Source organism: Vallitalea pronyensis (genome assembly GCF_018141445.1).
Lineage (GTDB): Bacteria > Bacillota > Clostridia > Lachnospirales > Vallitaleaceae > Vallitalea > Vallitalea pronyensis.
Genome location: NZ_CP058649.1, coordinates 65,109 through 91,040, shown reverse-complemented (window position 1 = coordinate 91,040; position 25,932 = coordinate 65,109). Strand labels below are relative to the sequence as shown.

The 25,932-nt window shown below is 36.0% G+C and carries 21 protein-coding genes; 19 read left to right on the top strand and 2 right to left on the bottom strand.

Features of this window, described 5'->3' with window-relative positions:
• Window positions 1-139: 139 nt before the first annotated feature.
• The gene (locus HZI73_RS00395; RefSeq protein ID WP_212696317.1) at window positions 140-1,066 is read left to right on the top strand and encodes a hypothetical protein; all 927 of its coding nucleotides are present in this window, start codon (window positions 140-142) and stop codon (window positions 1,064-1,066) included.
• A gap of 224 nt (window positions 1,067-1,290) precedes the next feature.
• Here HZI73_RS00395 and HZI73_RS00390 read toward each other — a convergent pair whose 3' ends face one another.
• Entirely contained in the window at window positions 1,291-2,406 is a 1,116-nt protein-coding gene (locus HZI73_RS00390; protein ID WP_212696316.1) for an aminopeptidase, read from the bottom strand.
• A gap of 190 nt (window positions 2,407-2,596) precedes the next feature.
• On the opposite strand from HZI73_RS00390, the gene asnS reads away from it, so the two are divergent.
• The 8 genes from asnS to HZI73_RS00350 all read left to right on the top strand — a co-directional run bounded on the left by asnS (window position 2,597) and on the right by HZI73_RS00350 (window position 12,731).
• Entirely contained in the window at window positions 2,597-3,988 is a 1,392-nt protein-coding gene (asnS, locus tag HZI73_RS00385; RefSeq protein ID WP_212696315.1) for an asparagine--tRNA ligase, read from the top strand.
• A 375-nt stretch (window positions 3,989-4,363) separates the two neighbouring features.
• Window positions 4,364-6,166 carry a hypothetical protein gene (locus tag HZI73_RS00380; RefSeq protein WP_212696314.1) on the top strand — a complete coding sequence of 601 codons (1,803 nt, stop codon included), beginning with the start codon at window positions 4,364-4,366 and terminating at the stop codon, window positions 6,164-6,166.
• Between the two features lie 86 nt (window positions 6,167-6,252).
• A complete protein-coding gene (locus HZI73_RS00375; protein ID WP_212696313.1) occupies window positions 6,253-7,116 on the top strand; it encodes a mechanosensitive ion channel family protein in 864 nt (287 codons plus the stop codon).
• Window positions 7,117-7,180: 64 nt separating this feature from the next.
• Complete coding sequence (locus HZI73_RS00370) at window positions 7,181-8,206, top strand: M42 family metallopeptidase (RefSeq protein WP_212696312.1); 1,026 nt, start codon at window positions 7,181-7,183, stop codon at window positions 8,204-8,206.
• 132 nt (window positions 8,207-8,338) lie between these two features.
• Window positions 8,339-9,193: a nitroreductase family protein gene (locus tag HZI73_RS00365; RefSeq protein WP_212696311.1), complete on the top strand. Its 855-nt coding sequence runs from the start codon at window positions 8,339-8,341 to the stop codon at window positions 9,191-9,193.
• Between the two features lie 737 nt (window positions 9,194-9,930).
• Window positions 9,931-10,161 carry a large ribosomal subunit protein bL28 gene (locus HZI73_RS00360; RefSeq protein ID WP_246552302.1) on the top strand — a complete coding sequence of 77 codons (231 nt, stop codon included), beginning with the start codon at window positions 9,931-9,933 and terminating at the stop codon, window positions 10,159-10,161.
• A 138-nt stretch (window positions 10,162-10,299) separates the two neighbouring features.
• Window positions 10,300-11,838, top strand: coding sequence for a bifunctional GNAT family N-acetyltransferase/class I SAM-dependent methyltransferase (locus HZI73_RS00355; protein WP_212696310.1), 1,539 nt, complete (start codon window positions 10,300-10,302; stop codon window positions 11,836-11,838).
• A gap of 110 nt (window positions 11,839-11,948) precedes the next feature.
• Window positions 11,949-12,731, top strand: coding sequence for a nucleotidyltransferase domain-containing protein (locus HZI73_RS00350; protein WP_212696309.1), 783 nt, complete (start codon window positions 11,949-11,951; stop codon window positions 12,729-12,731).
• A 155-nt stretch (window positions 12,732-12,886) separates the two neighbouring features.
• Here HZI73_RS00350 and HZI73_RS00345 read toward each other — a convergent pair whose 3' ends face one another.
• Window positions 12,887-13,645, bottom strand: coding sequence for a GntR family transcriptional regulator (locus HZI73_RS00345; protein ID WP_212696308.1), 759 nt, complete (start codon window positions 13,643-13,645; stop codon window positions 12,887-12,889).
• A 555-nt stretch (window positions 13,646-14,200) separates the two neighbouring features.
• Here HZI73_RS00345 and HZI73_RS00340 point away from each other — a divergent pair.
• The 10 genes from HZI73_RS00340 to HZI73_RS00295 all read left to right on the top strand — a co-directional run bounded on the left by HZI73_RS00340 (window position 14,201) and on the right by HZI73_RS00295 (window position 25,811).
• Window positions 14,201-15,067, top strand: a complete 867-nt coding sequence (locus tag HZI73_RS00340; RefSeq protein WP_212696307.1) for a DUF5685 family protein — start codon at window positions 14,201-14,203, stop codon at window positions 15,065-15,067.
• A complete protein-coding gene (locus HZI73_RS26605; protein WP_212696306.1) occupies window positions 15,064-15,690 on the top strand; it encodes a J domain-containing protein in 627 nt (208 codons plus the stop codon). The genes HZI73_RS00340 and HZI73_RS26605 overlap by 4 nt, the downstream gene beginning before the upstream one ends.
• The gene (locus tag HZI73_RS00330; RefSeq protein WP_212696305.1) at window positions 15,681-16,199 is read left to right on the top strand and encodes a hypothetical protein; all 519 of its coding nucleotides are present in this window, start codon (window positions 15,681-15,683) and stop codon (window positions 16,197-16,199) included. The genes HZI73_RS26605 and HZI73_RS00330 overlap by 10 nt, the downstream gene beginning before the upstream one ends.
• A gap of 14 nt (window positions 16,200-16,213) precedes the next feature.
• Complete coding sequence (locus tag HZI73_RS00325; protein ID WP_246552300.1) at window positions 16,214-17,290, top strand: 6-phosphofructokinase; 1,077 nt, start codon at window positions 16,214-16,216, stop codon at window positions 17,288-17,290.
• A gap of 146 nt (window positions 17,291-17,436) precedes the next feature.
• Window positions 17,437-18,537, top strand: a complete 1,101-nt coding sequence (locus HZI73_RS00320) for a metallophosphoesterase family protein (RefSeq protein WP_212696304.1) — start codon at window positions 17,437-17,439, stop codon at window positions 18,535-18,537.
• The gene (locus HZI73_RS00315) at window positions 18,527-21,259 is read left to right on the top strand and encodes an ATP-binding protein (protein WP_212696303.1); all 2,733 of its coding nucleotides are present in this window, start codon (window positions 18,527-18,529) and stop codon (window positions 21,257-21,259) included. The genes HZI73_RS00320 and HZI73_RS00315 overlap by 11 nt, the downstream gene beginning before the upstream one ends.
• Window positions 21,260-21,581: 322 nt before the next feature.
• The gene (locus HZI73_RS00310; RefSeq protein WP_212696302.1) at window positions 21,582-22,373 is read left to right on the top strand and encodes a hypothetical protein; all 792 of its coding nucleotides are present in this window, start codon (window positions 21,582-21,584) and stop codon (window positions 22,371-22,373) included.
• Window positions 22,374-22,586: 213 nt separating this feature from the next.
• Complete coding sequence (locus HZI73_RS00305; RefSeq protein WP_212696301.1) at window positions 22,587-23,567, top strand: hypothetical protein; 981 nt, start codon at window positions 22,587-22,589, stop codon at window positions 23,565-23,567.
• Window positions 23,568-23,905: 338 nt separating this feature from the next.
• Window positions 23,906-24,316, top strand: a complete 411-nt coding sequence (locus HZI73_RS00300; protein WP_212696300.1) for a hypothetical protein — start codon at window positions 23,906-23,908, stop codon at window positions 24,314-24,316.
• A gap of 670 nt (window positions 24,317-24,986) precedes the next feature.
• Complete coding sequence (locus HZI73_RS00295; protein WP_212696299.1) at window positions 24,987-25,811, top strand: class I SAM-dependent methyltransferase; 825 nt, start codon at window positions 24,987-24,989, stop codon at window positions 25,809-25,811.
• Window positions 25,812-25,932 lie beyond the last annotated feature (121 nt).

The window sequence follows — 25,932 nt, the reverse complement described above, 5'->3', positions numbered from 1 at the left end:
CATTAAATATCAAATAATAAGAAAAAATGAAGATTATGAAACAATAATTGAATAATAAGAAAAAAGATGGTATAATTTGTTTAATAACACTATATCGCGTTGATGTGTTATTAAGTCAAATGAAGAAAGGGATGTTACAATGAAAAAGGTTTATGTTTTATTTTTAGCTATCATGCTAACGTGCACATCATTACCTGTATATGCGCATTCATATGACAACAACCGTAGCATAACTGTGTCCCAATCCTTACAAGTTAGACCTATGAATCCTTTATCAGAAAAGAGTCAGAACATCTATATTGGAGTACCCTATAATGAAAATTCCACAGATGGGTATACCATTAAGACCGATAGTAATGGACAAAAATATAAGTTCCGTATACGACATATTAAACGTACCCATACGGACCTAGAACTATATCAATCACAATATATCTTTAGCTTATACAATGGACAGACAAAATCCGTAACAGAAAATTACACATCAACAAGAAGCAGCTCTGTGACGTGGAGCGTTAATACGCAGGCATCAGCTAGTTTTAAAATTGCAAAGGTAGGCGTAAGTGCATCCGTCAGCACCACCCTTACCAACAATAATGCCCAGAGTTCTTCCTATTCCATAACCAAGGGTACCGTTTATTCTTTCCCTAATAATGCACCCCCAGAAGCTATGTATTGTAACCTATATGCAGGTTTTTGTCATGATGTATATGAAGTAGTATCCGATTACGTTCCCTATAAAACAGTGGAGAAAAAAACAAAAGTTACATCAATTAGTGTGACCACCCCGCCACCTGATCCCGACGAAGACCCTTTCAAAATGGGTGAGTTTGATATCAGGGTTAGATTAGCAGACGGCAGAGTGCTTACTTATTTTGTAACATGTCCTCCTCATCATAATGATCCTGATTATAATCAAGTACCCGAGGTAAGAGCTGTATTGAGTCAGTTCGATGATGGTTATTATTATGAATACAGCAGTGGTTATGATTATAGTAGCAGAGAAGTTTTTACTGGTACGTTAAGAAGACCCATTCCATATGAACAATTTGTTTATGTTTATTAAAGAGTAAGAGAAGATTCATAAAATGGGGCTGTCTCAAAAAAGCAAAATAACGTCAATATCGTAGGCAACTATAAGAGGTTAAGCGTAAAGCGTAGCCATGGACGGCGAAGCGCAGACCCTCTAAACACGGACGTTTAGGGGTCTGAAAAGCTTAACCTCTTATAGTTGCCAGAGACTTCTAGCCAACAAAATTGCTTTTTATGAGACAGCCCCGACTTTTATAGTTACTTTAAATTTTCAGGATTCAAACACTCGAGTTCAGGATGAACAAAATAGCCGTCTTTTCGAATGAGCACGTCATCGAAATAGATATCACCGCCACCATACTCAGGTGTTTGGATATACACAAGATCCCAGTGAACCGTTGAACGGTTGCCGTTATCTGCATCATCATAAGCATTACCAGGCGTTAAGTGGATACTGCCCATGATTTTTTCATCAAATAGAGTTTCTTTCATAGGGTGAATCACATAAGGATTTACACCAATAGCAAACTCACCAATGTACCTAGCGCCTTCATCTGTATCAAGTACAGCATTTATTTTTTCTGTGTTGTTGGCGGTTGCTTTTACAATCTTACCATTTTCAAATTCGAATACGATATTCTCATAAGTATAACCAAGATAAACAGCAGGCGTGTTATAGCTAAGTCTGCCATTAATGGAATCACGAACAGGTGCCGTATAGACTTCCCCATCTGGAATATTGACTTGGCCATCACATTTGATAGCAGGAATATCTTTAATGGAGAAGGATAAATCCGTACCTTCACCAATGATTCTTACTTTATCCGTACGGTTCATAAGGTTGACCAAAGCATCCATAGCTTTGGACATTTTTGCATAATCTAAGTTACATACATTAAAATAAAAGTCTTCAAAATCCTCTAAGCTGGTATTTGCCCGTTGTGCCATGGCATAACTGGGATAACGGGAAACCACCCAGCGTGTATGAGGTACACGAATTTTGTGATGAACGGGACCAAAGTGATATTCTTCATATAATTTTCTATTCTCAGTGGGTACATCACTTAACTCATTGTTGTTATCATCTGAACGCACACCTATGAAACAATCCATCTCTTTCATCAGTGTAGCATCTCTTTTTGCTATAATATCCACTTGCTCTTTGGTACAGTTAAGCAAAAGTTCCCGTTTGATGGACTCGTTTTCAAAATTAATAAAAGGTACACCACCAGCTGCGTATACTTCCTTAATCAGTTGCTTTGCAATAGGGTCTGTATTGTGACCAATTTGATTAATCAGTACCTTGTCCCCTTCTTTTACCTTAACAGCGTAATTCACTAAGTTTTTTGCCAGTTTAACGATTCTTGGATCCATATTCCTTCCTCCCTTAATTCGATATCATTATAGACCATGATATGATGAGTATAACACAATTTATTTAAAAAAATAAGAGGATTCATGACACCAAAATGATTTATTTTACTTATCCTGTATTTAGTGTTAAAATAATGTCCATGACTATGGTATAATACCATATAGAAAGTAAGTAGGAAGGAGAACTGTTATGAAATATACGGCAGTAAAAGAGCTATTTAGACATACCAGCCAGTATGTGAATCAAGAAATAACGGTGTCTGGTTGGATTAGAAGTGTTCGAGCATCCAAAGCATTTGGATTTATTGTACTCAATGATGGTACATTCTTTGAGAATATTCAAATCGTCATGGATAATACGTTAGACAATTTTATGGAAGTTTCCAAGTTGAATGTAGGGTCTGCTATTATTGTTAAGGGTAAGTTCATTGAAACACCTGATGCAAAGCAGCCTTTTGAAATACAAGCAGCAAGCGTGACCGTTGAAGGTGCCTCTTCACCGGATTACCCCTTACAAAAGAAACGTCATACCTTTGAGTATCTCCGCACCATTTCGCACTTAAGACCGCGTACCAATGCATTTACAGCTGTTTTTCGTGTCCGTTCATTAGTGGCTCAAGCCATACATGAATTTTTTATGAGTCGTGGATACGTCTATGTGCATACACCCATTCTTACAGGTAGTGACTGTGAGGGAGCAGGTGAAATGTTCCGTGTCAGTACCCTGGACCCTAATAACCTGCCTAAGACAGAAGAAGGCAGTATTGATTACAAGAAAGATTTCTTTGGAAAAGAGACCAATCTAACGGTGAGCGGCCAGTTGAACGTAGAAACCTATGCCATGGCATTTCGTAATGTGTATACCTTTGGGCCTACATTTCGAGCGGAAAATTCCAACACACCAAGGCATGCGGCAGAATTCTGGATGATTGAACCGGAGATGGCATTTGCAGATATTGTGGATGATATGGATGTGGCAGAGGCCATGATGAAGCATATTATTCGTTTTGTGAAAGACAATGCACCAGAAGAAATGGCGTTTTTCAATAAATTCGTTGATAAAGGTTTAATAGCTCGTTTGGATAATGTCTTAAATAACGAGTTTGCGCGTATTACCTATACAGAAGCCATTGACATTTTAGAAAAAAGCGATGAAAAGTTTGAGTTTCCTGTGAAATGGGGCATTGACCTTCAAACAGAACATGAGCGTTACCTTACAGAGAAAGTGTATAAGAAGCCTGTATTCGTGATTAATTATCCAAAAGATATTAAAGCCTTCTACATGAAGATGAATGATGACAATAAGACCGTAGCAGCCATGGACCTTCTCGCTCCTGGTGTTGGTGAAATCATTGGTGGCAGCCAGAGAGAAGATGACTATGATAAGCTCGTAGCTCGTATGGATGAAATGGGTCTAGAAAAAGAAGATTATAGCTGGTATCTTGATACACGTAAGTATGGCAGTGTGGCCCATGCTGGTTTTGGGCTTGGGTTTGAAAGGGCTATCATGTATGTGACAGGTATGAGCAATATTCGTGACGTCATACCTTTCCCAAGAACAGTCAATAACTGTGATATTTAAGGATTTGCTATAAGAAAAGAATACCCAGAAGGGTTTCACTGAAAACCATGGATTATGTAAAGGCTGTCTTAGGATGTATTGGCTTAACAAGACATCATAAGACAACCTCATCTACCATGGTTTTATTTTATGATTATATGGTTATAATCGTAATAAATTGACGATTATATACCCTGGACATTTATGAATAGATGATGGTAGTGGACTTAACTTAATCAAGAAATCTGTAGGGATTTGTGAACATATAATGAATTTCCTTATGGTAACTTGTTTTATGGCAAGGCAGGCTATATAATAGTATGGAATAGTTTTGAACAGTTAAAAATTGGGTGATAAAGGGTTAGGAGGAACAGGATAATATCCTGTCATATATCGATGAAAAAAATTAATTTCCAATATAAAAAAGCACTGATAATAGGGGCAAGTGTATTTGGTGTACTTGTAATATGCATTACCAGTTTATTTATCTATTTGCATCATGCCAGGTTTCAAGTGGTATTTAATCAACTGCCTATGAAAACCTACTTTAAAAACGATATCCATAGCATTATGCAGATAGAAGGTGATAGCGTAACCATTAAGATACCAAGTGATGTGGTCAGTACCATGTTTAGCGAACGGATAAAAGGACTGCAGCTTTCTGAAAAAGAACGAATTCAAGATGGTTATATCAACACAGCAGAAGGAAAAGCTTATATAAACATGATTATACGTGGTCTATATGTGCCCATTGCCATGGATGTTGCCTTTGAAACAACGGATAGAACCATCCATCTGGTTTTTAAGCATATTACCTTAAGGGATAAGGATTTGCTAGCTCTGCCTCATGCCTTAGAAAATAAGTTACTGGATAAGTTGACAGCTAAGGCGTCTTTACTTCAGGTGTCCTTAGATGATTTTCACATTCCCCCCATCATGGGCATTGAAGCAGTTAATCCCTTAACTGACCAAGTGGATGTTGTGCTTAAGGTCAATCAAGAAGCTTTTGCCAAAGAGATGCAAGACATGAGTAAGGCACGGAGCAATGAGCTCTATGGCATCTATCAACAACAAGAAGATACACCCAAAAGAGCCATCACCATCATGGATCAAACAGATCAATTAACATCAGCCCACATAGAGGAGATTCTAAAAGATTTGCTCTTAGGAGAGCAAGCCTTAATAAAACACCTATTAATTGTAACGGATGATACACATGTGGATAAGATTTTTGAAACTTATGGACGTTATCTTAAAAGATTTACAAAAGAAGATGTTATGCATGAAAAAAACAAATTAGTCCTTGGTAAGATTGAAACCTATTGTACAGCATTACTAGACGCATTAGAAGCCTTACCTCAAGAGACCTATATTGTGTTTGGCAACTACCCCTATGCCTATAAGGATAATAAACTGCTGCATATAGAAGATCTCATCATTAAGGCACAATTAGATATACCAGAAGAAGTGTATCAAAAAATGGACATACGCTTTGACTATGGTAAAAAGGCGTATAGAATCGTTTATGAAGTGGATGAAACCTATGCGTTAGTAGGAAAAGATGCATATGCATTTTTGGATGATACAGCTTATGGTGCATATACATTTGATACACCTAAGGCAAACCAAGTCACTTACGATACAACCATACAGGAGCAGATTGCAGCTTATTTTAATGGAGACGTCTTTATACGGTATATGAACACAGATGGACAGTATGCCTTTGTCATGGCATCATCAACGACCTATTATCAAGATTACGAACGCTTTGCATTGGAAAAAGGTGATGAGGGCTGGCGTATTATTGAAACAGGTATCAGTGATTTGTATGCTTTTAGTGTCAATCATCCAGGGTTCAATCTTAAGACCATAACAGATGACCCTGTACAGGGTAAAATCTATGCCCTCTCCAAAGACGACCAAGCAGTCATCATGGATCAATTGGTGCATCGTAAGATAATTGAGGATAAGGAAAGTGTAAAGCTTATATATTGTTCCTATGATGGAAAATACATTGCGTTGAAGTTGAGTAATGGTGAAGAATATGTATTCAACATTAAATATGCTTATTTAGATAAGGTGTATACCAAGGATGTTGCCATGACCAAATGGAAGGATATTTCACCCCTTATTTTATTACAAGATCATGATCAAGTGGATGAAGAAGAAACCTCCACCCAAGAACAAGAAGCATCCTAAGGTAAGATAATCCCATAGATTCATTAAAGTAACATGTGAAAGGGATTAGCCTATAAATACATCAAGACAAGAGAGGAGACATATACATGGATCAGTTAACATTACAATGGAATACCATTAAACTGAACATCGTAACGGCTTTAACAACATACGGCCTAAAAATAGTTATCAGTATCATTTTGCTGTTTGTGGGGTTAAAAGTCATCAAATACGCCATGAAAATGTTAGAAAAGTTTTTTACCAAATCAAAGGTGGATATTTCCTTAACCCGGTTTCTTATATCCGCTATACGCTTGGTATTAAAAGCATTGCTAATCGTCATGGTTATACAGAATTTGGGTGTTGAAACAGCGCCTTTATTAGCGATTATTGGTGCAACAGGTATTGGGCTAGGTATGGCTTTACAAGGAAGTCTGGGCAACCTTACAGGCGGTATTCTGATTTTATTGCTTAGACCATTTAAAGTAGGGGATTTTATTGAGGAACAAGCTCATGGGCATGAAGGTATTGTAGAAGACATTCAGGTATTCTATACCACCTTAAAAACAAGGGACAATAAGGTGATTACCATTCCTAACGGGGGCTTATCCAACGACAGTATCATCAATCACTCCACCATGCATATACGACGTGTTGATTTAATCTTTGGTGTGGCTTATGAAGTAGATACATATGAGGTGAAACGCGTGATACGTCAGGTTATTGACCAGCATCCAATGGTGATGAAAGATAAAGAGCCATACATTAATATCGTTGAGCATGGGGATAGTTCTGTGAATTTTGCAGTTCTTGTATGGTGCAAGACAGAAGATTACCTAACAGTCAAATTTGACCTCATCGAACAGATGAAGATCGCTTTTGACAATGAAAATATTTCCATTCCATATCCACACATGGATGTGAACATCATTAACCCAGAGAACTTACAATCCCAACCCAAAGACATGTAACCGGGTTGGTTGATCATCACAAGAAGTCATAACACACATCATAAAGAGAGAAGGAGTTGTTTGTATGAAGCATTATAAGGGGTACGTATTAGAGACTGTTGAAAAATTATTGAAGACAGAAAGTCCAAGCGGGTTCTGCCATCACATCATGGCTTTATTAAAAGAAGAGGCGGCCTCACTGGGTTATACCATGACGTTTACCAACAAAGGTTGCGGTATAATCACCATAAAGGGTAAAAGTAAAGAGGTACTTGGATTATCGGCACACGCAGATACCTTAGGTGCTATGGTACGATCCATAAAAGCCAGTGGTACCATTCGATTTACCAGCATTGGCGGCTATATGATGAACAGCATTGAAGGGGAATACTGCAAGATTTTTACACGGGATGATAAAGTCTATGAGGGTACTATACTAACGACCATGCCTTCCGTTCACGTGTATAACGATGCAGCAGAGCATAAGCGCAGTGAAGAAAATATGGAAATTAGAATTGATGAGATCGTGTCATCGAAAGAAGATGTAGAAAAATTAGGTATTGAAGTTGGAAACTTTATCGCTTTTGACCCAAGGGTTAGCATCACAGAGAATGGTTTTGTTAAGTCAAGACATCTGGATGATAAAGCAGGGGTTGCTATTTTATTTGGTTTGTTAAAGTACATCAAGGATTACCAGATTGTACCTGAGAAAACCCTTAACATATTCATCTCCACTTATGAGGAAGTGGGTCATGGATCATCTTACATACCAGAAGATGTCAGTGAGCTGATTGCCATTGATATGGGGGCTATGGGTGATGATTTGAGTTGTACGGAAAGAGATGTCTCCATATGTGTCAAAGATTCTTCAGGTCCTTATGATTACCATATGGTTAATCGCATGGTGGACTTAGCCAAAGAGCATAAGCTGAATTATGCCCTTGATGTTTATCCACGTTACGGGTCCGATGTATCAGCCGCATTAAGAGCAGGCAATAATGTAAAAGGAGCCCTTATCGGACCAGGGGTTCATGCATCTCACGGTATGGAGAGAACCCACATTCAAGGTATGATGAATACCCTTCAATTACTCCTAGAATATATTAAATAAGAAAAAAATAGGATAGGCGGATATTTTTTATAGAATATTCGTCTATTTTTATGAATATGCGTATACAGATGCTTTGTTTTATAGGATAATGATAAAAAGGTTTAAATGATTCAAGTTAGGAGGCGTTATATCATGATCTTCAATACATCACCCACAGACATAATCAAGATAAGACGTTCAGTTAGAACGTATACAAAGAAAGCTGTGGAACAAGAGAAAAAAGGTATCATGAGAGAAGTACTGGACAATCTAAGAGGACAATACTTTCGATTTGACTTGATTGATTTTCAACTGGAAGAAGGCATGAAGCTAGGTACTTATGGTATGATTAAAGGTGCATCAACCTTTATCATAGGTATACTCAATAAAGAATTAATGGACGATTATGATGCAGCTGTAGAATTTGGTTATGCCTTTGAAGGCATTATACTTAAGGCGACAGAGCTGGGACTTGGCACGTGCTGGTTAGGGGGTACATTTAACAGTAAAGATGCCATGAAGATGATTGCTCTAAAAGATAACGAACAAGTAGTCATGGTTTCACCCATAGGTTATGGTGGCAACATAAGAGGTTTCGAAAAGCTGACAAGAAAGTTATCCAAAGCAGATCAACGAAAACCATGGAAAGAACTGTTTTTTCATAAGGATTTTAATACACCGTTATCCATAAAAGAAGCTGGTCCATATGCGGATGTGCTGCATATGGTTCGACTAGCACCATCAGCATCCAATAAACAGCCTTGGCGTATCCTAAAATCCCATAAGACCTATGATTTTTATAATGTCAATATGCCCACACCATCAAACAAAAAGCAAAAATTTATGATGAGTTTTAATGATATGGGCATTGCTAAAGCTCACTTTGATTATGTGGCCAATGAAAAAGGATTAAAAGGGCAATGGCTTAAAAAAGATGATATCAAGGATGAATCATTCACCTATGTAGGCAGCTGGGAATGGCATAATGAGGTAGAAGATACACATTAAAGGCTTAATATACCTGTCAATGCTAATCCCTTGACAAGGCTAGACAGAACTTGTATACTATATGTATTATGATTTAGGAGGACTTTTGTTTTGAGAAGATACGTACTTATTTTAGGATAATTCATCAAATTGAATAATGGATTCAAGAAGTATATGGACTAACCTTGCAGATAAAATAGCCTATGGAATTTTATAACTGTGAAAAGGTCTATTCAGTGTACTTTTTTGAATAATACCTAAAATAAGGATAATCATATTATTTCAACTCAATAGTTGGCTTAGATAAAACGTAGAAGCTAAAATCAGGTATCTTATTTTAAGATGCCTTTTATTTTTGATCAGTGAATGTATTATTAATGACATTCATTTTTATAGGGAGCGTTAATGAGGTAATGGTTATGTGATGCATATCGATTACCTTTTATTCTTCTTATAGGAAAGTCCTTGAACTTAGCATATGAAACAGAAGCATTTTCATATGCGTTAAGGGTACTTTCCTAACGATACAACTTGCTTCACAAGACGCGACATAGTCGCTTTGTACTCTTAATTTGTGTTGAAAAGTATGCTTAGGCATGCTTTTTTTTGATGTTTTTTTATAAGACAGGGTTAGAGGACAGATGAAGGTAGTGAAAGTTAAAGGTTTTAATACAAGCTTACACATATGAAAGGAGGTGTATAGCCAGTGTATTAGAGGATATACATGAATGTTAACCCAATCAATAACAACATAGAAAATGGTGAAGAACCAACAAGAAAGGAAGATAAAAATGGCCAGATGTTATAAGTGTGATAAAAAAACAACTTTTGGTAAGAAAATAAGCGTGACCAGGTCACATGTAAGTGGTAGAAGTAATCGTAAGATGAAGCCTAACCTTAAGCGTATACGTATCATGGAGAATGGCGCAGCGAAGCGTGTCTATATGTGTACAAAGTGTATGCGATCTGGGGATATCATTCGTGCTTGAATGAAAAGGGCGATTACTTAATATGGAGATGCATACTGCATTGTAAGTAGATGGATAGAGGAGTGACTTACTCTTCTATCCTAAGTAATCAAGATTCTAATTAATAAAATATGAAGGAAGCAAAAGGAGAATATTACAATGGAACACATTACAATTAATCCAAGCAACGATTATTTAATCTATAATTATATGAAAAGATTTGAAGGGCAGATACCTTACATGCTGCCTACAACCTATGAACAATTTTCAGCGTGCCTATGGCATGAGACACTAGAGGGATGTCCCATCTATCAAGAGCAATCCATACAAGCTTATGTGAATGAAAAAGGCCACATGGTTGGTTTTATCCAATATGGTTTAGCTGGCATACACTATGACGAACAAGGAGAAAAACACATAGAGCCTGAATTAGGTAATATAAGACATCTGTATTTTAACCCAGAATGTCATGAGGCAGGGGTCTCGCTTTTAGAAGAGGCTTTCAATTATTTTAATGACAAGGGTATGACGAAGGTTTTTGCTTTTGACCATATTGCAGGTATGAGCTGTTATGCTCGACATGGGAAATTACATGAATCCATGGATCATGTAAAGAAATTGCTTATTGAATATGGTTTAATGGTACACCATGAGAACGTGTATTATGTTTGGGATATGTGCCAGTTAGAAGTGAGTAACGATCATCAAGTGAAACTTATGGTGGAGCAGGGCGATGAACGTACCAAGTTTTCTCTGGTATTACGCGATAAGGAAGATGAGGTCATAGGGTATGGTGAAGCGACAGATTTAGCTATATGGGGTTCACCAGAAAACAATGCCTACTTACGCTATATTACCATAGACGAAAAACACCGAGGAAAGGGGTATAGCAAGGTTTTTATGAACGCTATAGGGTCTTGGTATGCAGAGCAAGGTAAACAGTATTTACATTGCGATACCAGCCTATATAATAAGGTTGCCCAAGGTTTGTATGAAGGAATAGGTATGGAGCGTCAAGGTGTGACGTATGATTTTAATGGTGACCTTGACAAAGTGGAAGAAATGGGGGAATTCTTTAATAACAGGGCAGAGTCTTATGAACAGCACATGGCAAGAACAGTGGCAAAATTTCATGAGTATTACAACATGCTAGCCTCACCTATGCATAAGACCGATAACGTGGTAACACTGTTAGACCTTGGATGTGGCACAGGCCTTGAATTAAAGAGTATTTTTAACAGGTGTCCAGCAGCTAAGGTTACTGGCATTGATTTGTCCCATGACATGTTAGAGGTCCTCAGGCAGAACTATGCAGAGCACTTAGACCAAATAACATTAATTATGGATTCTTATAGTACCTATCCATATGAAGAGCAGACATATGATTATGTCATATCTTCCATGACCATGCATCATTTCTTGGAAAAAGAAAAAGGACATATTTACAAGAAAATATACCAAGGGCTATCGAATGGTGGTTTATACATTGAGGGTGATTATGTTGTTGACGAAGAAGAAGAAAGAAAATTGATAGAGCGCTATCATCAGTTGAAGGTGAACCGTCCAGCGTTATGCCATATTGATATCCCTTTTACACTAGAGCATCAAATTGCATTGCTTAATAAAGTGGGGTTTGACCAAGTGGATGTGGTATGGAGTCATAACCAAAATGTCATTATAAAAGCACATAAAAGATAATACCTATATGGACTTTTAGAGCAAATTAATTCAATTCTTTGGATTTATACTTGAATCCTATGTATTTATCTTATAAGATAATGTCATAAGTACATAGGAGGTCAGGTATTATGTATAAACATCATGAAGAAACCGTAAAAAAGATGTTGGAGCATTTAAAAACCAACGAGGACATTTTAGGTATATTGTTAACAGGTTCCATTGCTCATGGCTTTGAGACCCCAGAGTCTGATGTGGATATCATGATTATAACCACTGAAGCAGACTATAAGCAAAAGGTTGAACGAGGGGAAGTGACCTATTGGAATAATGATATATGTACATACGATGATGGTTATGTGGATGGGAAATACATCAGTGTGAGTTTTATGGAGAAAGTTGCTGAGATGGGAAGTGAACCGGCTCGATTTGCTTTTGATGGTGCGGTTATTCTCTATTCTAAAATTAAAAATCTGCAAGGATTAATACAAAAGATTACCCAATATCCTGTGGAGAAAAAGGAAAGTAATATCAAGAGGTTTTATGCACAATTTGAAGCTTGGCGATGGTACAGTTATGAAGCCTTCAAGCACGATAATGCATACCTCTTGAACCATGCGGTGTCCAATTTGATATTATTTGGGGGACGACTTATTCTTGCTTATAATGAAGTGCTATATCCCTACCATAAATGGTTTTTAAGAATTCTGAATGAGGTGAAAGAGAAGCCTGAGAACATCATGGCGCTTATTGATGAGCTGCTAACCCATAAGAATCAAGAAACCATTGATGGATTTTATGAATGCATACGAGATTTCACTGAATGGGATGAAAGTGGTTTTAATGCAAGTCAGTTTGTTATGGATAGTGAATTAAACTGGATGACAGGGCATACACCTGTATCGGATATCTAGTCAATAGATTGTAGAGGTTAGAATATTAACTGTACGTTCAATCGGTCGGGGTATATGAGAAGATAAAATAGAGTTGTATGGAAGAATCCATGTAACAGAAGGATAGCCTCAGGATAAACCTGAGGCTATTTATGTGTAAACCTTATGCTTTCTTTCTATACAAATTGTTCCACTTGGAATACGTTTTTATCACCTCTATACCGAGAGATCGTGTATTCAACAGGGGTTTCAAACTTATTAAACCCTTTTACATGGAATAACTGAATAGCAGTTGTTTTGTTAATACTAAGTAATTCGCAATCTTCCTTGGTAGGAACAACGGCTTCCATGTCTTTTAATACCTTATACACTTTTGTGTTAATGTTGCCAGATAGTATGCTGTATAGTGAGTGTTCGTGCATGTCGTAATCAAGTATTTGTTTACAAAATGAATAAGGTAAATAGGTTTGAGAGATTTTAATGGGTTCATCATTAACCGATAAAAGTCTCTTTAAGTAAATAACGTCTGCATTTGGTGATAGACCTAAAGCAGATGAAACTTCTGGGGTAGCGGGGACTACCTTGAATTCTAAAACCTTAGTACTAGGGGTATAGCCATGGTTTGACATTTCATCTTTAAAGCTTTTCACTTTTTTGGTAAAATCGTGTTTAATCTTTGTCTGAGCAACGAAAGTACCTCTACCCTTTACACGATAGAACTTGCCTTCGTTAACTAATTCTGTTAAGGCTTGTCTAATAGTAGTTCTGCTTATACCATAAATTTCACATAACTCAAACTCCGTGGGGATCATATCTCCTGGTTTTAACACGTCATCCTTCATCATTTCAATCAAAATATTTTTAAATTGGAAATATAAAGGAATAGGAGTTGATTTATTAACGGTATATTTTTTGAAGCTATCAATACTTGCCATAATTCATCACCCTACTTTATTATATTTTTAGTATAAGGTTTATCTGCTACAACACCTATTTTACAATAATTGGAGAAAAAAGCAAGGGATAATTTCATTAAAAACTATAATAGTGAAATTTTGCTATATTTAAAGTTAGTATACTAGCGATTTAGCCCTAAAAATATGTTATATCTAGGGTAAAAAAAATTTTTTTTGTAGATACTAAAAGAGATATTATAGAGTATGATGTTCTAAATATATACTTTTTGATATAGCGTGTCATATTTATGTGTTTTATATTAGAACTATTCCTTGATAAGAATACAAAGAAAATGTACACAAAAAATTCACATTTGCGGTGTTGTGGTTTTACTGGATTTCCTATATACTTATACTGTTGAGATAATATAGAAAAGATTTATACCTTAGCTTATGCTTGGTATGCTTTTTTATTATCTAAGAAATACTTTTCTTATACGATTCTTATATCGGATAGTATGAACAAAAACTTAAGTATATTATACCAATAAACGTTAAAAACGGTAAAATTATACAAATTTGAGAGGACATAGCATGTTTGGTTACGTACAGATAGATAAAATGGAACTAAAAGTTAGAGAATATATGACCTATAAGGGGTATTACTGTGGGCTTTGTATGGCTTTAAAAAAGAATTATGGTCAGTTGAGCAGACTTACCCTTAATTACGATATGACATATCTTATTCTCATATTGACCTCGTTATATGAACCAGAAAGTCATTGTAAACAAAGTCGGTGCATTGCACATCCACAAAATAAGCAACTCATCATCGAAAATGAAGTCAGCCAATATGCTGCCGCCATCAACGTATTATTAGCTTATAATAATCTAAAAGATAATTGGAAAGATGAGCATTCCATCAAAAGTCTACTGGCCATGGCACCTCTAAAGAGGGCCTATAAAAAAGCCAGTAAACGGTACCCTCATAAAAATAAGGTCATCATTGAATCCTTAGAAACCTTAGAGGCTTTAGAAAAAGAAAAGTGCAACGATGTGGAAAAAGTGGCGTCTGTTTTCGGCCGTCTTATGGGTGAATTACTGGTATATAAAGACGATAACTGGAAAACCTATCTTCATAATATTGGGTTATATATGGGCAAATACATCTATATATTAGACGCTTATGATGATCTGGAAAGGGATAAGAAAAATAAGAGCTATAATCCCTTTTTGTTATGTGAAACAGATGATGTGAAAGGTTATGCAGAGCATTTGCTTCAATTAAATGTATCCTTTTTAGATCATGAAATAGAAAAATTACCCTTGATTCATGAAAAAACCATTTTGGATAATATCATCTACTCGGGTATGAAAAATAAAATGAGAAGCATTTTAGATAAAGACAATTGCAAACAGTGCAAAGCTAAAACGCAGAATACTAGGAGGAAAATGACATGAGAGATCCTTATGAAGTATTAGGCATTGACCGTAATGCCAGTAAAGATGACATTAAAAAAGCCTATCGGGAGCTGGCTAAAAAATACCATCCTGATCGCTATTCAGATAATCCACTGAATGATTTGGCAGAAGAGAAATTCAGAGAAGTAAAAGAAGCTTATGACACATTAATGAATGGTGCCAATGACAGTTTTGGCGGTAGTTCCAGTTATAATTATAATGACAATAGCCGTTACTCATCATCATCTTCATCATCTGAGTTTACAAGCGTAAGGAGTTATATTCAAGTCAGACGTTTTCAAGATGCTATTCGGATGTTAAATGGTATGTCCACCAAGAGTGGAGAATGGTATTATCTCATGAGTGTTTGTCTAGTTGGAACAGGCTATACCAACCAAGGCTTTGAATACGCCAGAACAGCCGTTAACATGGAGCCTAATAATATGGAATATCGCAATCACCTGACAAGACTTCAGAATGTACAAAGCGGGTATCAATCAAGAGCGTATCAATATAATCGAGGTGGCGCAGGTGGTAATGACACATGTGGGTGCTGTACGCAATTAATCTGTGCCGATTGCCTATGTGAATGCTTAGGAGGCGATTTAATTTCATGCTGTTAAAAACAAAACAACTGGCTTATCTCGGCGTCTTATTAGCCATGAATCAGATTGTGCTATTGTTAAGTATGGTATTTCCAGCCAATACCTTAGTCATCTATGCATTAGCTGCATTAATGATAGGTGTTGTTATTGTAGAAACTAATCTAAAAGGTGGTATTAGTTTTTATATTGCATCGAGCTTGCTGGCTTTTATTTTAGCTGGAGACAAAATTCAGATTTTAACCTACATAGGATTTTTTGGCTTTTACAGTATTGCAAAATACGTCATTGAAAATTTTACACATAAAAAACATGTGTCCATGGCTATTGAATTACTGATAAAAGGTATCCTATTCAACATACTTTTGGTCATTTACTATGTTGCTATGCGTGCCATTGTTCCTATTCCAAATGTATGGTGGATTATTCCTCTAGCACAAATATTTTTCTTTGCATATGATTATTGTTTTGGTTATTTCATGGTTGTCTATATGCGCAAAATTAAACCTTATTTCAAATGGAATCGATAAGGAGTTAAGGAGTGATGATGGTGAAGAAAAGAATTGGTCTCTTGACCAGCGGTGGGGATTGCCCAGGTTTAAATGCAGCCATACGGGGCGTTGCCAAAGCATCTTATGGTATGTTTGATTGTACCATTATCGGTATAAAAGACGGCTTTAAAGGCTTAATCCATGGCCAATATCAGACCATGACACCAAAGGATTTTTCTGGTATTCTCATTCGCGGCGGCACCATTCTTGGTACGTCCCGCACACCCTTTAAAAAAATGCGAAAGATTGAAGAGGATGGTATTGATAAGGTACAGAAGATGCGTGAGACTTATAAGAAACTGAACCTTGATTGTTTAGTGGTTCTTGGAGGTAATGGTACCCATAAGAATGCCAATCTCTTAAGGGAAGAAGGTCTTCAAGTCATTGCTTTGCCTAAGACCATTGATAATGATATATGGGGAACGGACGAGAGCTTTGGTTTTCATAGTGCTGTGAATATAGCAACAGATGTGATAGACCGTATTCATACCACAGCAGATTCTCACGACCGGGTGATGCTTGTAGAATTAATGGGGCATAAGGCCGGTTGGTTAACCCTCCATGCAGGCATAGCAGGTGGTGCAGATGTGATTCTCATACCGGAGATACCCTATCATACAGACAAGGTCTTAGAAGCACTACGTATACGTCATCAAACCAAGAATTTTTCCATATTAGCCATAGCTGAGGGCGCTTTAAGTCAAAAAGAATTTCACATGAAGCGCAAGCAAGTTAAGCGAGAACGGGAGAAATTAAAATGTCCATCTGTGTCCTATTGTTTGGCTGACGAAATTAGAGATAAATTAGGATTAGAGACCAGAGTAACCGTACCAGGGCATCAACAGCGAGGTGGCTCACCTTCACCCTACGATCGGGTATTAGCAACCAAGTTAGGTGCCTATGCAGCTAAACTCATTAAGGAAGAAAATTACGGCAATGCAATATCCATTGTCAATAATGACATAAAAGCCACACCCCTTGGTGAGGTAGCAGGAAAGCTTAAATTAGTGGATGAGGAAAATGTTTTAATTCAGACAGGTAAATTAATCGGCGTCAGTTTTGGTGAATAAGTGTGCTTAGGCATGCTTTTTTTGTTGCATATGGAGTCTAGCATGGCTATACGCCTAAATCTTTTATGTAACCAAGTGACTTATCCTTTTCTAAATCAAGCTTTTCTGATAGAATAAGAATATATGTTCGAAAGGAGGCCATTGCCATGCGGTTTATACATACTGGTGATGTCCATATTGGTATGGAATTTAAGCAAGCTAGTTTTGGAAGTACTTTTGCTAAGAAGAGACGCTATGAGATAAAAGAGACTTTTTATAGAATACTACATCGAGCCATGGAAACAGAAGTGGACTTTCTTTTTATTAGTGGGGATTTATTTGAAGACGATTATGTCACCATGGGGGACTTAAAAGAGATAAGTGGACAACTCCAAAAGATTGCCCCTACCAAGGTGATGATCATAGCTGGTAACCATGACCCCATCATGAACAACCAATCAAAATACAGCATGATGGATATAGCCACCAATGTGTATATCATGGATACACATGTGGATAAAATATCTTTTGACGAATTAAATGTGGATATCTATGGACTGAGCTGGAACAAGAAAACCATAAAAGAGAGAATGTTACGGGATCTAGCCATTGAAGACCCAGAGCGTATGAATATTTTATTAGCCCACGGCGATGTCTATCAAAAATCGGAATATCTGCCCATAGATAAGGAACATATCCTTCAAAAAGGGTTTGACTACATTGCTTTGGGACACATTCATAAACATGATTTTATTGCCCATAATATGGCTTATCCAGGAAGTCCTGAGCCTTTGGATTTTAGCGAAACAGGCCAGCACGGGTTTATAGAAGGAACCATGGAAAAAGGGTTGTTGGATGTTCGCTTTGTTCCTTTTGCCAAGCGGGAATTCATGGCACTAACCATAGACATAGACCATCAAATGACCCTAGAAGACATGATCACAAAAGCATTGCATGCCTTGGCTGATTGCTCTGCTGATAACATGTATCGCTTGTATTTTAAGGGGTTACGGGATAAAGATCAATTATTAGATAAAACGTACATCAAAGAGCGTATAGAAGAGGTTATAACCTATGCAGAAATCTACGATGAAACACAACCCAATTATGACTTAACAAGATTGCGCCAAGACAATGAAGGAAATGTTATAGGCAAATTTATCGCTTATATGCAAGAACAAGATTTAAACGATGAGATTAATCGACAAGCATTGTATGAAGGTGTCCAAGCGTTATTGAGTGAGAAGGTGAAAGCGCGTGCATATTAAAAAAGCACATCTAATCAGTTTTGGAAAATATCAAAATCAAGTGTTAACATTAGACAAAGGTATTAACCTGCTCTATGGACCTAATGAAGCAGGTAAATCAACCTTTCATAAATTCATCGAAGGTATGTTTTATGGCTTCTACAAATCCCATACAAAGAATAAGCAGTATGAGGATGATTATGATCAGTATCTGCCTTGGGAGAACAGCAATCAGTATAAGGGCATTTTAGTCTATACCCATGGTGGTAGAGAATACCGCATGGAGCGAAATTTCATGAAACGTCACGATGGGATTGAGATGTTTGATAATCAAACAGGAGAAAATATAACGGAAACCTTTGATTATGATAAAGTCATAAAGCTGCATCAGCCTGCATGGAAACATCTTGGCATCAATAAATCAACCTTCAATAATACCATCAGTATTGGGCAATTAAGCAGTAAGACCGGTGAAGGTCTGGTAAAAGAGGTCAAAGACAGGCTCATTAATCTAGGTGAAAGCAAAGATGATGAAATATCCGTCAAAAATGCTATGAATCAATTAGATAGTAAGCTAGGAGAGATTGGAACAGCCAATCGAAAAAAAACAAGCCCCTATGGAAAACTCGTTGAGAAGCTTAAAGCATTAAAAGAAGAAAAAGACAAGGCAGCTAAGGTATGGCAGCAAGTCATGGCACAACAAGAAGCCCTCTTAGCCAGTAAAGAAGCATTAAAGACGTTGGAAGCCACCAAAGCCCAGAATGAGGAGAATCTAGACCTTATTAATCTTGAAAAATTGCAGAAACAGTATGCCCAAGCAAAGGCCATGCAAGAAGCCATTATACTGAAGAAAGAAGCTGTTGAAACCTATAAGACTTATGAGGGGGTAGATCTACAGGAAATTGATCAAGCCCTGAAAGCCGTGCATACATTACAGGTCAATCAATTAAGGCAAGAAGAATTAATAGCTGAGCGTTCCACTGTAATGGCAGCTCTAGAGAGGCTATATACTCAGTACGATCATTTAAAGTTTTTAGATAAACACCCTAGTGACTTATCTGAGTTAGAGGAAATTGTATCTACCTATCATATCTATGTATCAAGAAAAAAAGAATATGAAGGCCTTGAACAGGAACTAAAAGCCATTAAACCAGATACATTGGAGAAAGTTGATGGTCATCAGCTCATAGAAGATATCAAAGCTTATGAGCAGCTGGAAAATGAAAAACACTATAAGCAACATCCTCATCCTGCCTTAGCTCTAGAAGAAGAGCGTTATCACCAACAGGCTAGAAAAGTTTCGAAAAATAAAAAATGGATGTTCATGGGCGGTATAGGCTGTATTGTAGCATTAGGTACAGGGTTTATGATGACACAATGGGTTATAACAGCCTTAGGTGCACTCTTTGGCTTAGGCGTTTTGGTACTATTGCTTCTTAACAAAAAAGAAAATCAACACCTCAAGAGGTTAGAAACAACTTTAAACGGACTTAAACAAGAGGAAGCAGACCAACAAAAAATCATTCAAGACATTACCATGAAACAAGACATACTACTTAAGAAGAATGGCTGTACACACTTAGAAGATTTAAGACAATTAAAAGAGCAGCAAGCCTATCAAAACATGCGGTATGAAGAGCAAAAAAAACGGTATGACACCTTAATTACCAACAAGAACGCATTAGAGGAGAGCAACCTTGAACAACAACAGCATTTACAGCATTGGATAGCCTTATTTTTGAATTTGGAGGAAATAAGTAAAGACCATATCCTGCATGTGAAAGAGCGCTATGAAGATTATAAGCAACTGCAAAAAAGCATTCCTATAAAAGAAGAAGAACGGACGAGTATTGATAAGAAAATAGAGGAAATGAAGTGTGTGATGGATACTTTGGATGAAAAAATTAAGCATATTGGGTCTAAGTATGAAGCTGGGACGGAAGAAGATTTTGCAAGGGTAAAAGAAAAGAAGATGCTCTATAATCAACTCCAGCAAGACCTTACCTATAAAGAAGCCATGTACCATCAGTTAATAGGGACAACCTCTCTTGAAGAGTTAGGGGCAACCTTAGCTCAATCCCATGAGCAGCCTCCACAAATAAAAAAGACAAAAGAAGAGCTGGAGCAAGAGCAAAAAGAATTAGTGGATAAGATCCTTAAGGTTAATAAAGAAATCAGTGGCTATGAAAGTAAAATTGTTAACCTGGAAAAAGAAGTGAGGCCCCTAGTGGACATTGAAGAAGACATAGACCAAATGAAGCAACAGCGTGATAAGTACGATAATAAAATAAAAGCGCTAACCATGGCAAAGGAAGTCATCGAAAATATATCAAGAGATATTCAAAACAATTTTGCGCCAAAATTAAATGAAAAAGTGTCTAAAATAGTAGGTCAGATTACGGACCAGAAGTATTCAGACATTAAGATTAACCCGAATATGGATGTATTAACCTACGAACCCAATCAATTGCAATTAACGGCTATTGAGAAATTGAGCAAGGGAACAGTGGATCAGATGTACTTTGCTCTAAGGTTAAGCATCATTGATGTCATTAGAGAAGGTGAGACCCTACCCCTTATACTAGATGATTGTTTCACCCAGTATGATGACGACCGATTAGAAAAAGCCCTTCAATTACTGGCACAGTTGGACCGACAGATTATTGTCTTAACTTGTCATGAGCGTGAAGGAAAACTACTGGATAAGATGGATGTTAACTATAATAAAATTTTGTTGACATAGCTAGAATGATGATAAACAGTATCTTCTAATAGATGCTTGAAGCTACTTTCCTAACGTAACAAGTCTCTTTTTAATATCACATGTAACAAGCTTCCAAGAGAACTTTAACTATTTTGTAATGCTATATTAATAGCTTTCTACTATAATAAGGTCGTATAGTAGGAGGTGGTTCATAAGCAAAGCATCATAGGATTATATCTTAGTGACTATATACGTAGCATTCTACACATACTAAACATGTGAGATTAATAGACATTCTTTATAACGCGGCTTTTTGATGATACGTTATAAGGCGTAAGACAATATGGAAAGGGATGGAAAGATGACATCTATTATTAGAAAAATTATACTGGCTACATGCATGTTAGGCATAACCGCTGGGTTAATCGGTTGCACGGGTTTGAATTCATATGACAATGAAGATAAGGTGCCTGACGAAGATGGAACAAACATAGAAGATAACACAGATGAAGGAAATAATGATGATGAATCGACGGATGACAACAATACAATGAATGAACCTTATAGTGAAGAACTTGCTCAATATTTTCCAGCACAAGAAGGGATGGCGTTTAATTATTCCGGTACCGTAGAATATGGTCAACTTCTTACAGTGGATCAGGTCACTAAGGAAGACCATCAATTGGCATTAAGTTTTATGGGAGAAATTGAAGACGTAAGTGGTGGTGAGGGACTTAGTAAAGAAGAGCGTAGCTTAGAAGTGTCTTATGTGATTACCCATGATGCCGTTAAGGAAATAGTGAAGAATGAAACCATTCGATTCTCACAATCCAATATGAAAGAACATGTTGTGTTAAAGACGCCTATAGAAGAAGGCAATAAATGGACACAAAAGGTAACCATTGATAATAAAAGTTATGATGCTGAGACAACCATAACAGAAGTATCCAACGATGAAAAAGGGAAATCCATGGTGAAAACGGAAACAAAGATTGCAGACATGGCAGATTACCCTGATGAAACGTACAAAGAAATAAGAACCTATAAAGAAGGCAAAGGACTTTCTGAGTTTCATAAGGTTATCTTACTCAATGTAGAAGAAGGAGACATAACACCTTTTGAATTTGGTTATACGTTGTTTGAAGCAGAGTAGATGGATGATGATGATTTTATTATAGAAATTATTGAACCTATGAAATTGGGTTGTCTCAAAAGCATTATAATTTGGGACAGCCCATTTAGCAATAAATGATATACATATGCATGCAACAACTATTAGAACAACATATCTATAGACATTGACTCATTTTTTATGTTGTATTACTATGGGTGCATGATACTTATTTTATTTTGGAGTGTGAAGTTGATGGTTGATAGATCAAAAATAAATCATGACATTCAATTAATGGTTGATACATTGCTTAATATGAAACCAGACCCTATTCCATATTTTATCTTGTTAAAGGAATTCAAAAAAGTTGATCCATCTGAAAAAGCATATGTAAGTGCCTATGAAAAAGTTCTAGAACATAGCTTTGTCAGAGAAATTGAAAAGACACAAACGCAATCAGGTTATTGGGGAGAGTTTCACGGGTATACGGAAGAAATGATAAGACGATGTCTGAATATTGGGCTAGACCCTAAGCATCCTTGCTTGATTAAAGTGTGCAATTTTATTGAAACAATACTAAGAGGTGAAGAAATATGGCACCAACGTTGTGAGAAACACGACAACCCAAGATGGTGGCTGGAAATATTTATGCCTTTAGTATCTGCTTCGATATTATCTTTGGTTGATCCCAAGAACCCATTATTAAGAAAGCATGTTGAGTTATGGCGATATTTTACTCAATCATCATTTGCTGAAGGCACTTATAACTCAGATATAGAGATGGAAACACAATACAATTATTTCAAAATCAATACAAAAAGAAAACTACCTTTTTACAATTATTATACGATACTTTTGCTCACTTCACAGAAAGATATCCTTTCACCAACACTGGATAAGAAAATGTTGGATTATTGTATGCATAAAGAAGACGGGATGTATTATATTTATGAGGGAAGTCCAACAAAAAGCGTTTCAATACATGATACCAAGGATTTCTATAAATGGTTACGGTTATTAACAATATATAAACGTTTTAAGAGTTGGAATACATATGAAACGCCGTATTATCAATGGATTTGGAATCAACGCAATTCAGAGGGGCTTTGGGATATGATTAAGCGACCAAGAGGATTTTATTTTCCGCTGTCTAATTCATGGAGAACTCAAAAAAACCGAATAATTGATAGTTCAATATGTGCTTTAAGATTACTTACTAATTATCATGGGTTCTAATCAAGTAATAATAAAACACATTAGAATTAAAATATTTATTTAATTAAATGTTTAATCCTAAAATTAGAGAATATACTTTCTTAAATTAAATAAATATTAAATTTAATTAATAATATATAATATCTAATTAAGATTTTATATTTTTACATTTTTTTCATCTGTTTAATGCTATTATATGCATAGAGCTCTTACATAATTTTGAAAACTAGTTTTCATTTAACCAATTGATTAAATTGCATATGTGATCTTTGAAAAGTTGCTACTACATATTTTTTAGCTTCTGAATTAGATTTATACAATTGTATCAATGAATGATAAAAGAATTAGGAGGTCAAACAGTGAAAACTAAAAAAATAGCTGCAAGTCTTATTGCTTTGCTCATTATGCTTATGGCAACTTCAACTTGCTTTGCTGCTCATGGAGAGAATGTACTAAGACCAGGAGAATCTCTAACGCCAGGTCAATTCTTAATATCTCACAATGGTCAGTTTTACTTACGCATGCAAACAGATGGTAACCTTGTTATGTATAACCAATTTGGATTCGCACTTTGGAGTACTGGAACAGTCGGTGCAAGAGTAGACAAATTAATTATGCAAACAGATGGTAATCTTGTTATGTATGCTGCTAATGGACATGTTTATTGGCAAACACATACACAAGGTCACTATGGGGCATATTTAAAAGCTTCAAGTAATGCATGCATTGAAATTCGTTGGAACGGTACAGCAATAAGGTCCTATCCTTAATGAAGAAAACACAGACCAGATATACTAAAAGCTATTTAATTTTGATATTAGGCATATATCTGTACATGTTTTTCTAAAGATATATGTGTACAAAAGTATTAAATAGAATACATAAAACATTAGATTGTAAATAACGGATTTTAATTACATATTTCACTTTATAAGCAAAGAAGCAGAGGATTTAAGCAAAAGTTAGGCTAGGGCTGACCCTAGCCTTTTCATTGCTCTTTATTATTTTTAAAGGAGCTATTGCTGGCGATTTACAGAAAATGTTATTATTAAGCATAAGTAAAATATCGCCTTTTTGTAATGGGTTAGAGGGAACTTAATTATAACCAGGGATTCGGATATTTTACTTATTTTTATGCTAAATTATGCAATCTGTGGATAACATTCTTGCAGGAAAACTTGTATCATTGAGTCCTATTAAGAAAAGGGGAAACTCAAATAAATAGTATCTTGACAAATGAAATTTGTATTGGTAGTATATGTTAAATATGTAAGGTGATGTGACAATTTTCCTTTAGTGCAAAAATATTTATACTCATTGATTTGAGAAGATGTTCATAATGTCTTATGCTATGAAAACCCTCAGTTATAGCACGCTAGGTAGTTGGGAAGTTTATATATGCATAAAGTAATTTCCGTTGGATGAAAGGAGAATATTTTAATGACAGATTTTTCAAAAGTAAAGTCTTATTATACTCAGTTTAATGAATGGAGTAGGTTGGATGCTCCGAGTGGCAAATTAGAGTTTGAATTAACTAAAAAAATAATTATGAAGTACTTAAATGATGATGATAAGATATTGGATTTAGGTGGAGGACCAGGTCGTTATACCATAGAATTAGCAAAATTAGGGTATTTGATGAGTTTAGCAGATATATCCAAAGAATTATTAAATCAAGCTAGAGCTAAGATTGATAAACTGGCATTAACAAATGTTGAAGCAATAAACGAAGTTAATGCTATTGACTTAAGTATATATGATGATGATAGCTTTGATGTAGTTTTATTAATGGGACCATTATATCATTTGACCAAATATGATGAGAGAATACGTTGTTTGAAGGAAGTACATAGGATATTAAAACAAAATGGCTTAATAATTGCTAGTTATATTCCTTATCTTTCGGGTACTATTGGAATAATAGATAGATTTTTTTATGCACCAAGTCATGTAGGTAAAGAGAATCTAAAGCAAGTATTTGATTCAGGAGTCTTTATTAATAAAGATACGAAAGGATTTCAAGAGGGATATTATCCAAGAACAAGAGAGTTGGAAGAACTCACTCACTCCATTGGTTTCAAGAAAGAATGCATCCGTTCAATAAGAGGGTTTGGTTTCAATAGAGAAGAAGAAATACTAAAATTAAAAGATAATAATGAAGAAATGTACAATTCAATTATTAAGTTAATTGATAAAACAGCTGAAGAATCTGCTATTATTGAAACATGTGCACATGCTTTGTATGTTGGTAGAAAAACAGAATAAAAAAAACCTAGGTCTACACTTTTGTAAACCTAGGTTTTTCTATAGGACTCGAATCCACAACCCTCTGATCCGAAGTTACCATGTACGAAAAAACTTATATATAATACTATATCATATAAAT

Coding starts and splice junctions, on each gene's coding strand:
- HZI73_RS00325 (WP_246552300.1), top strand. CDS start 16,214: ATGATGGTGAAGAAAAGAATTGGTCTCTTGACCAGCGGTGGGGATTGC.
- HZI73_RS00345 (WP_212696308.1), bottom strand. CDS start 13,645: ATGGCAAGTATTGATAGCTTCAAAAAATATACCGTTAATAAATCAACT.
- HZI73_RS00365 (WP_212696311.1), top strand. CDS start 8,339: ATGATCTTCAATACATCACCCACAGACATAATCAAGATAAGACGTTCA.
- HZI73_RS00305 (WP_212696301.1), top strand. CDS start 22,587: ATGGTTGATAGATCAAAAATAAATCATGACATTCAATTAATGGTTGAT.
- HZI73_RS26605 (WP_212696306.1), top strand. CDS start 15,064: ATGAGAGATCCTTATGAAGTATTAGGCATTGACCGTAATGCCAGTAAA.
- HZI73_RS00330 (WP_212696305.1), top strand. CDS start 15,681: ATGCTGTTAAAAACAAAACAACTGGCTTATCTCGGCGTCTTATTAGCC.
- HZI73_RS00310 (WP_212696302.1), top strand. CDS start 21,582: ATGACATCTATTATTAGAAAAATTATACTGGCTACATGCATGTTAGGC.
- HZI73_RS00370 (WP_212696312.1), top strand. CDS start 7,181: ATGAAGCATTATAAGGGGTACGTATTAGAGACTGTTGAAAAATTATTG.
- HZI73_RS00350 (WP_212696309.1), top strand. CDS start 11,949: ATGTATAAACATCATGAAGAAACCGTAAAAAAGATGTTGGAGCATTTA.
- HZI73_RS00295 (WP_212696299.1), top strand. CDS start 24,987: ATGACAGATTTTTCAAAAGTAAAGTCTTATTATACTCAGTTTAATGAA.
- HZI73_RS00355 (WP_212696310.1), top strand. CDS start 10,300: ATGGAACACATTACAATTAATCCAAGCAACGATTATTTAATCTATAAT.
- HZI73_RS00380 (WP_212696314.1), top strand. CDS start 4,364: ATGAAAAAAATTAATTTCCAATATAAAAAAGCACTGATAATAGGGGCA.
- HZI73_RS00320 (WP_212696304.1), top strand. CDS start 17,437: ATGCGGTTTATACATACTGGTGATGTCCATATTGGTATGGAATTTAAG.
- asnS (WP_212696315.1), top strand. CDS start 2,597: ATGAAATATACGGCAGTAAAAGAGCTATTTAGACATACCAGCCAGTAT.
- HZI73_RS00360 (WP_246552302.1), top strand. CDS start 9,931: ATGGTGAAGAACCAACAAGAAAGGAAGATAAAAATGGCCAGATGTTAT.
- HZI73_RS00375 (WP_212696313.1), top strand. CDS start 6,253: ATGGATCAGTTAACATTACAATGGAATACCATTAAACTGAACATCGTA.
- HZI73_RS00340 (WP_212696307.1), top strand. CDS start 14,201: ATGTTTGGTTACGTACAGATAGATAAAATGGAACTAAAAGTTAGAGAA.
- HZI73_RS00390 (WP_212696316.1), bottom strand. CDS start 2,406: ATGGATCCAAGAATCGTTAAACTGGCAAAAAACTTAGTGAATTACGCT.
- HZI73_RS00395 (WP_212696317.1), top strand. CDS start 140: ATGAAAAAGGTTTATGTTTTATTTTTAGCTATCATGCTAACGTGCACA.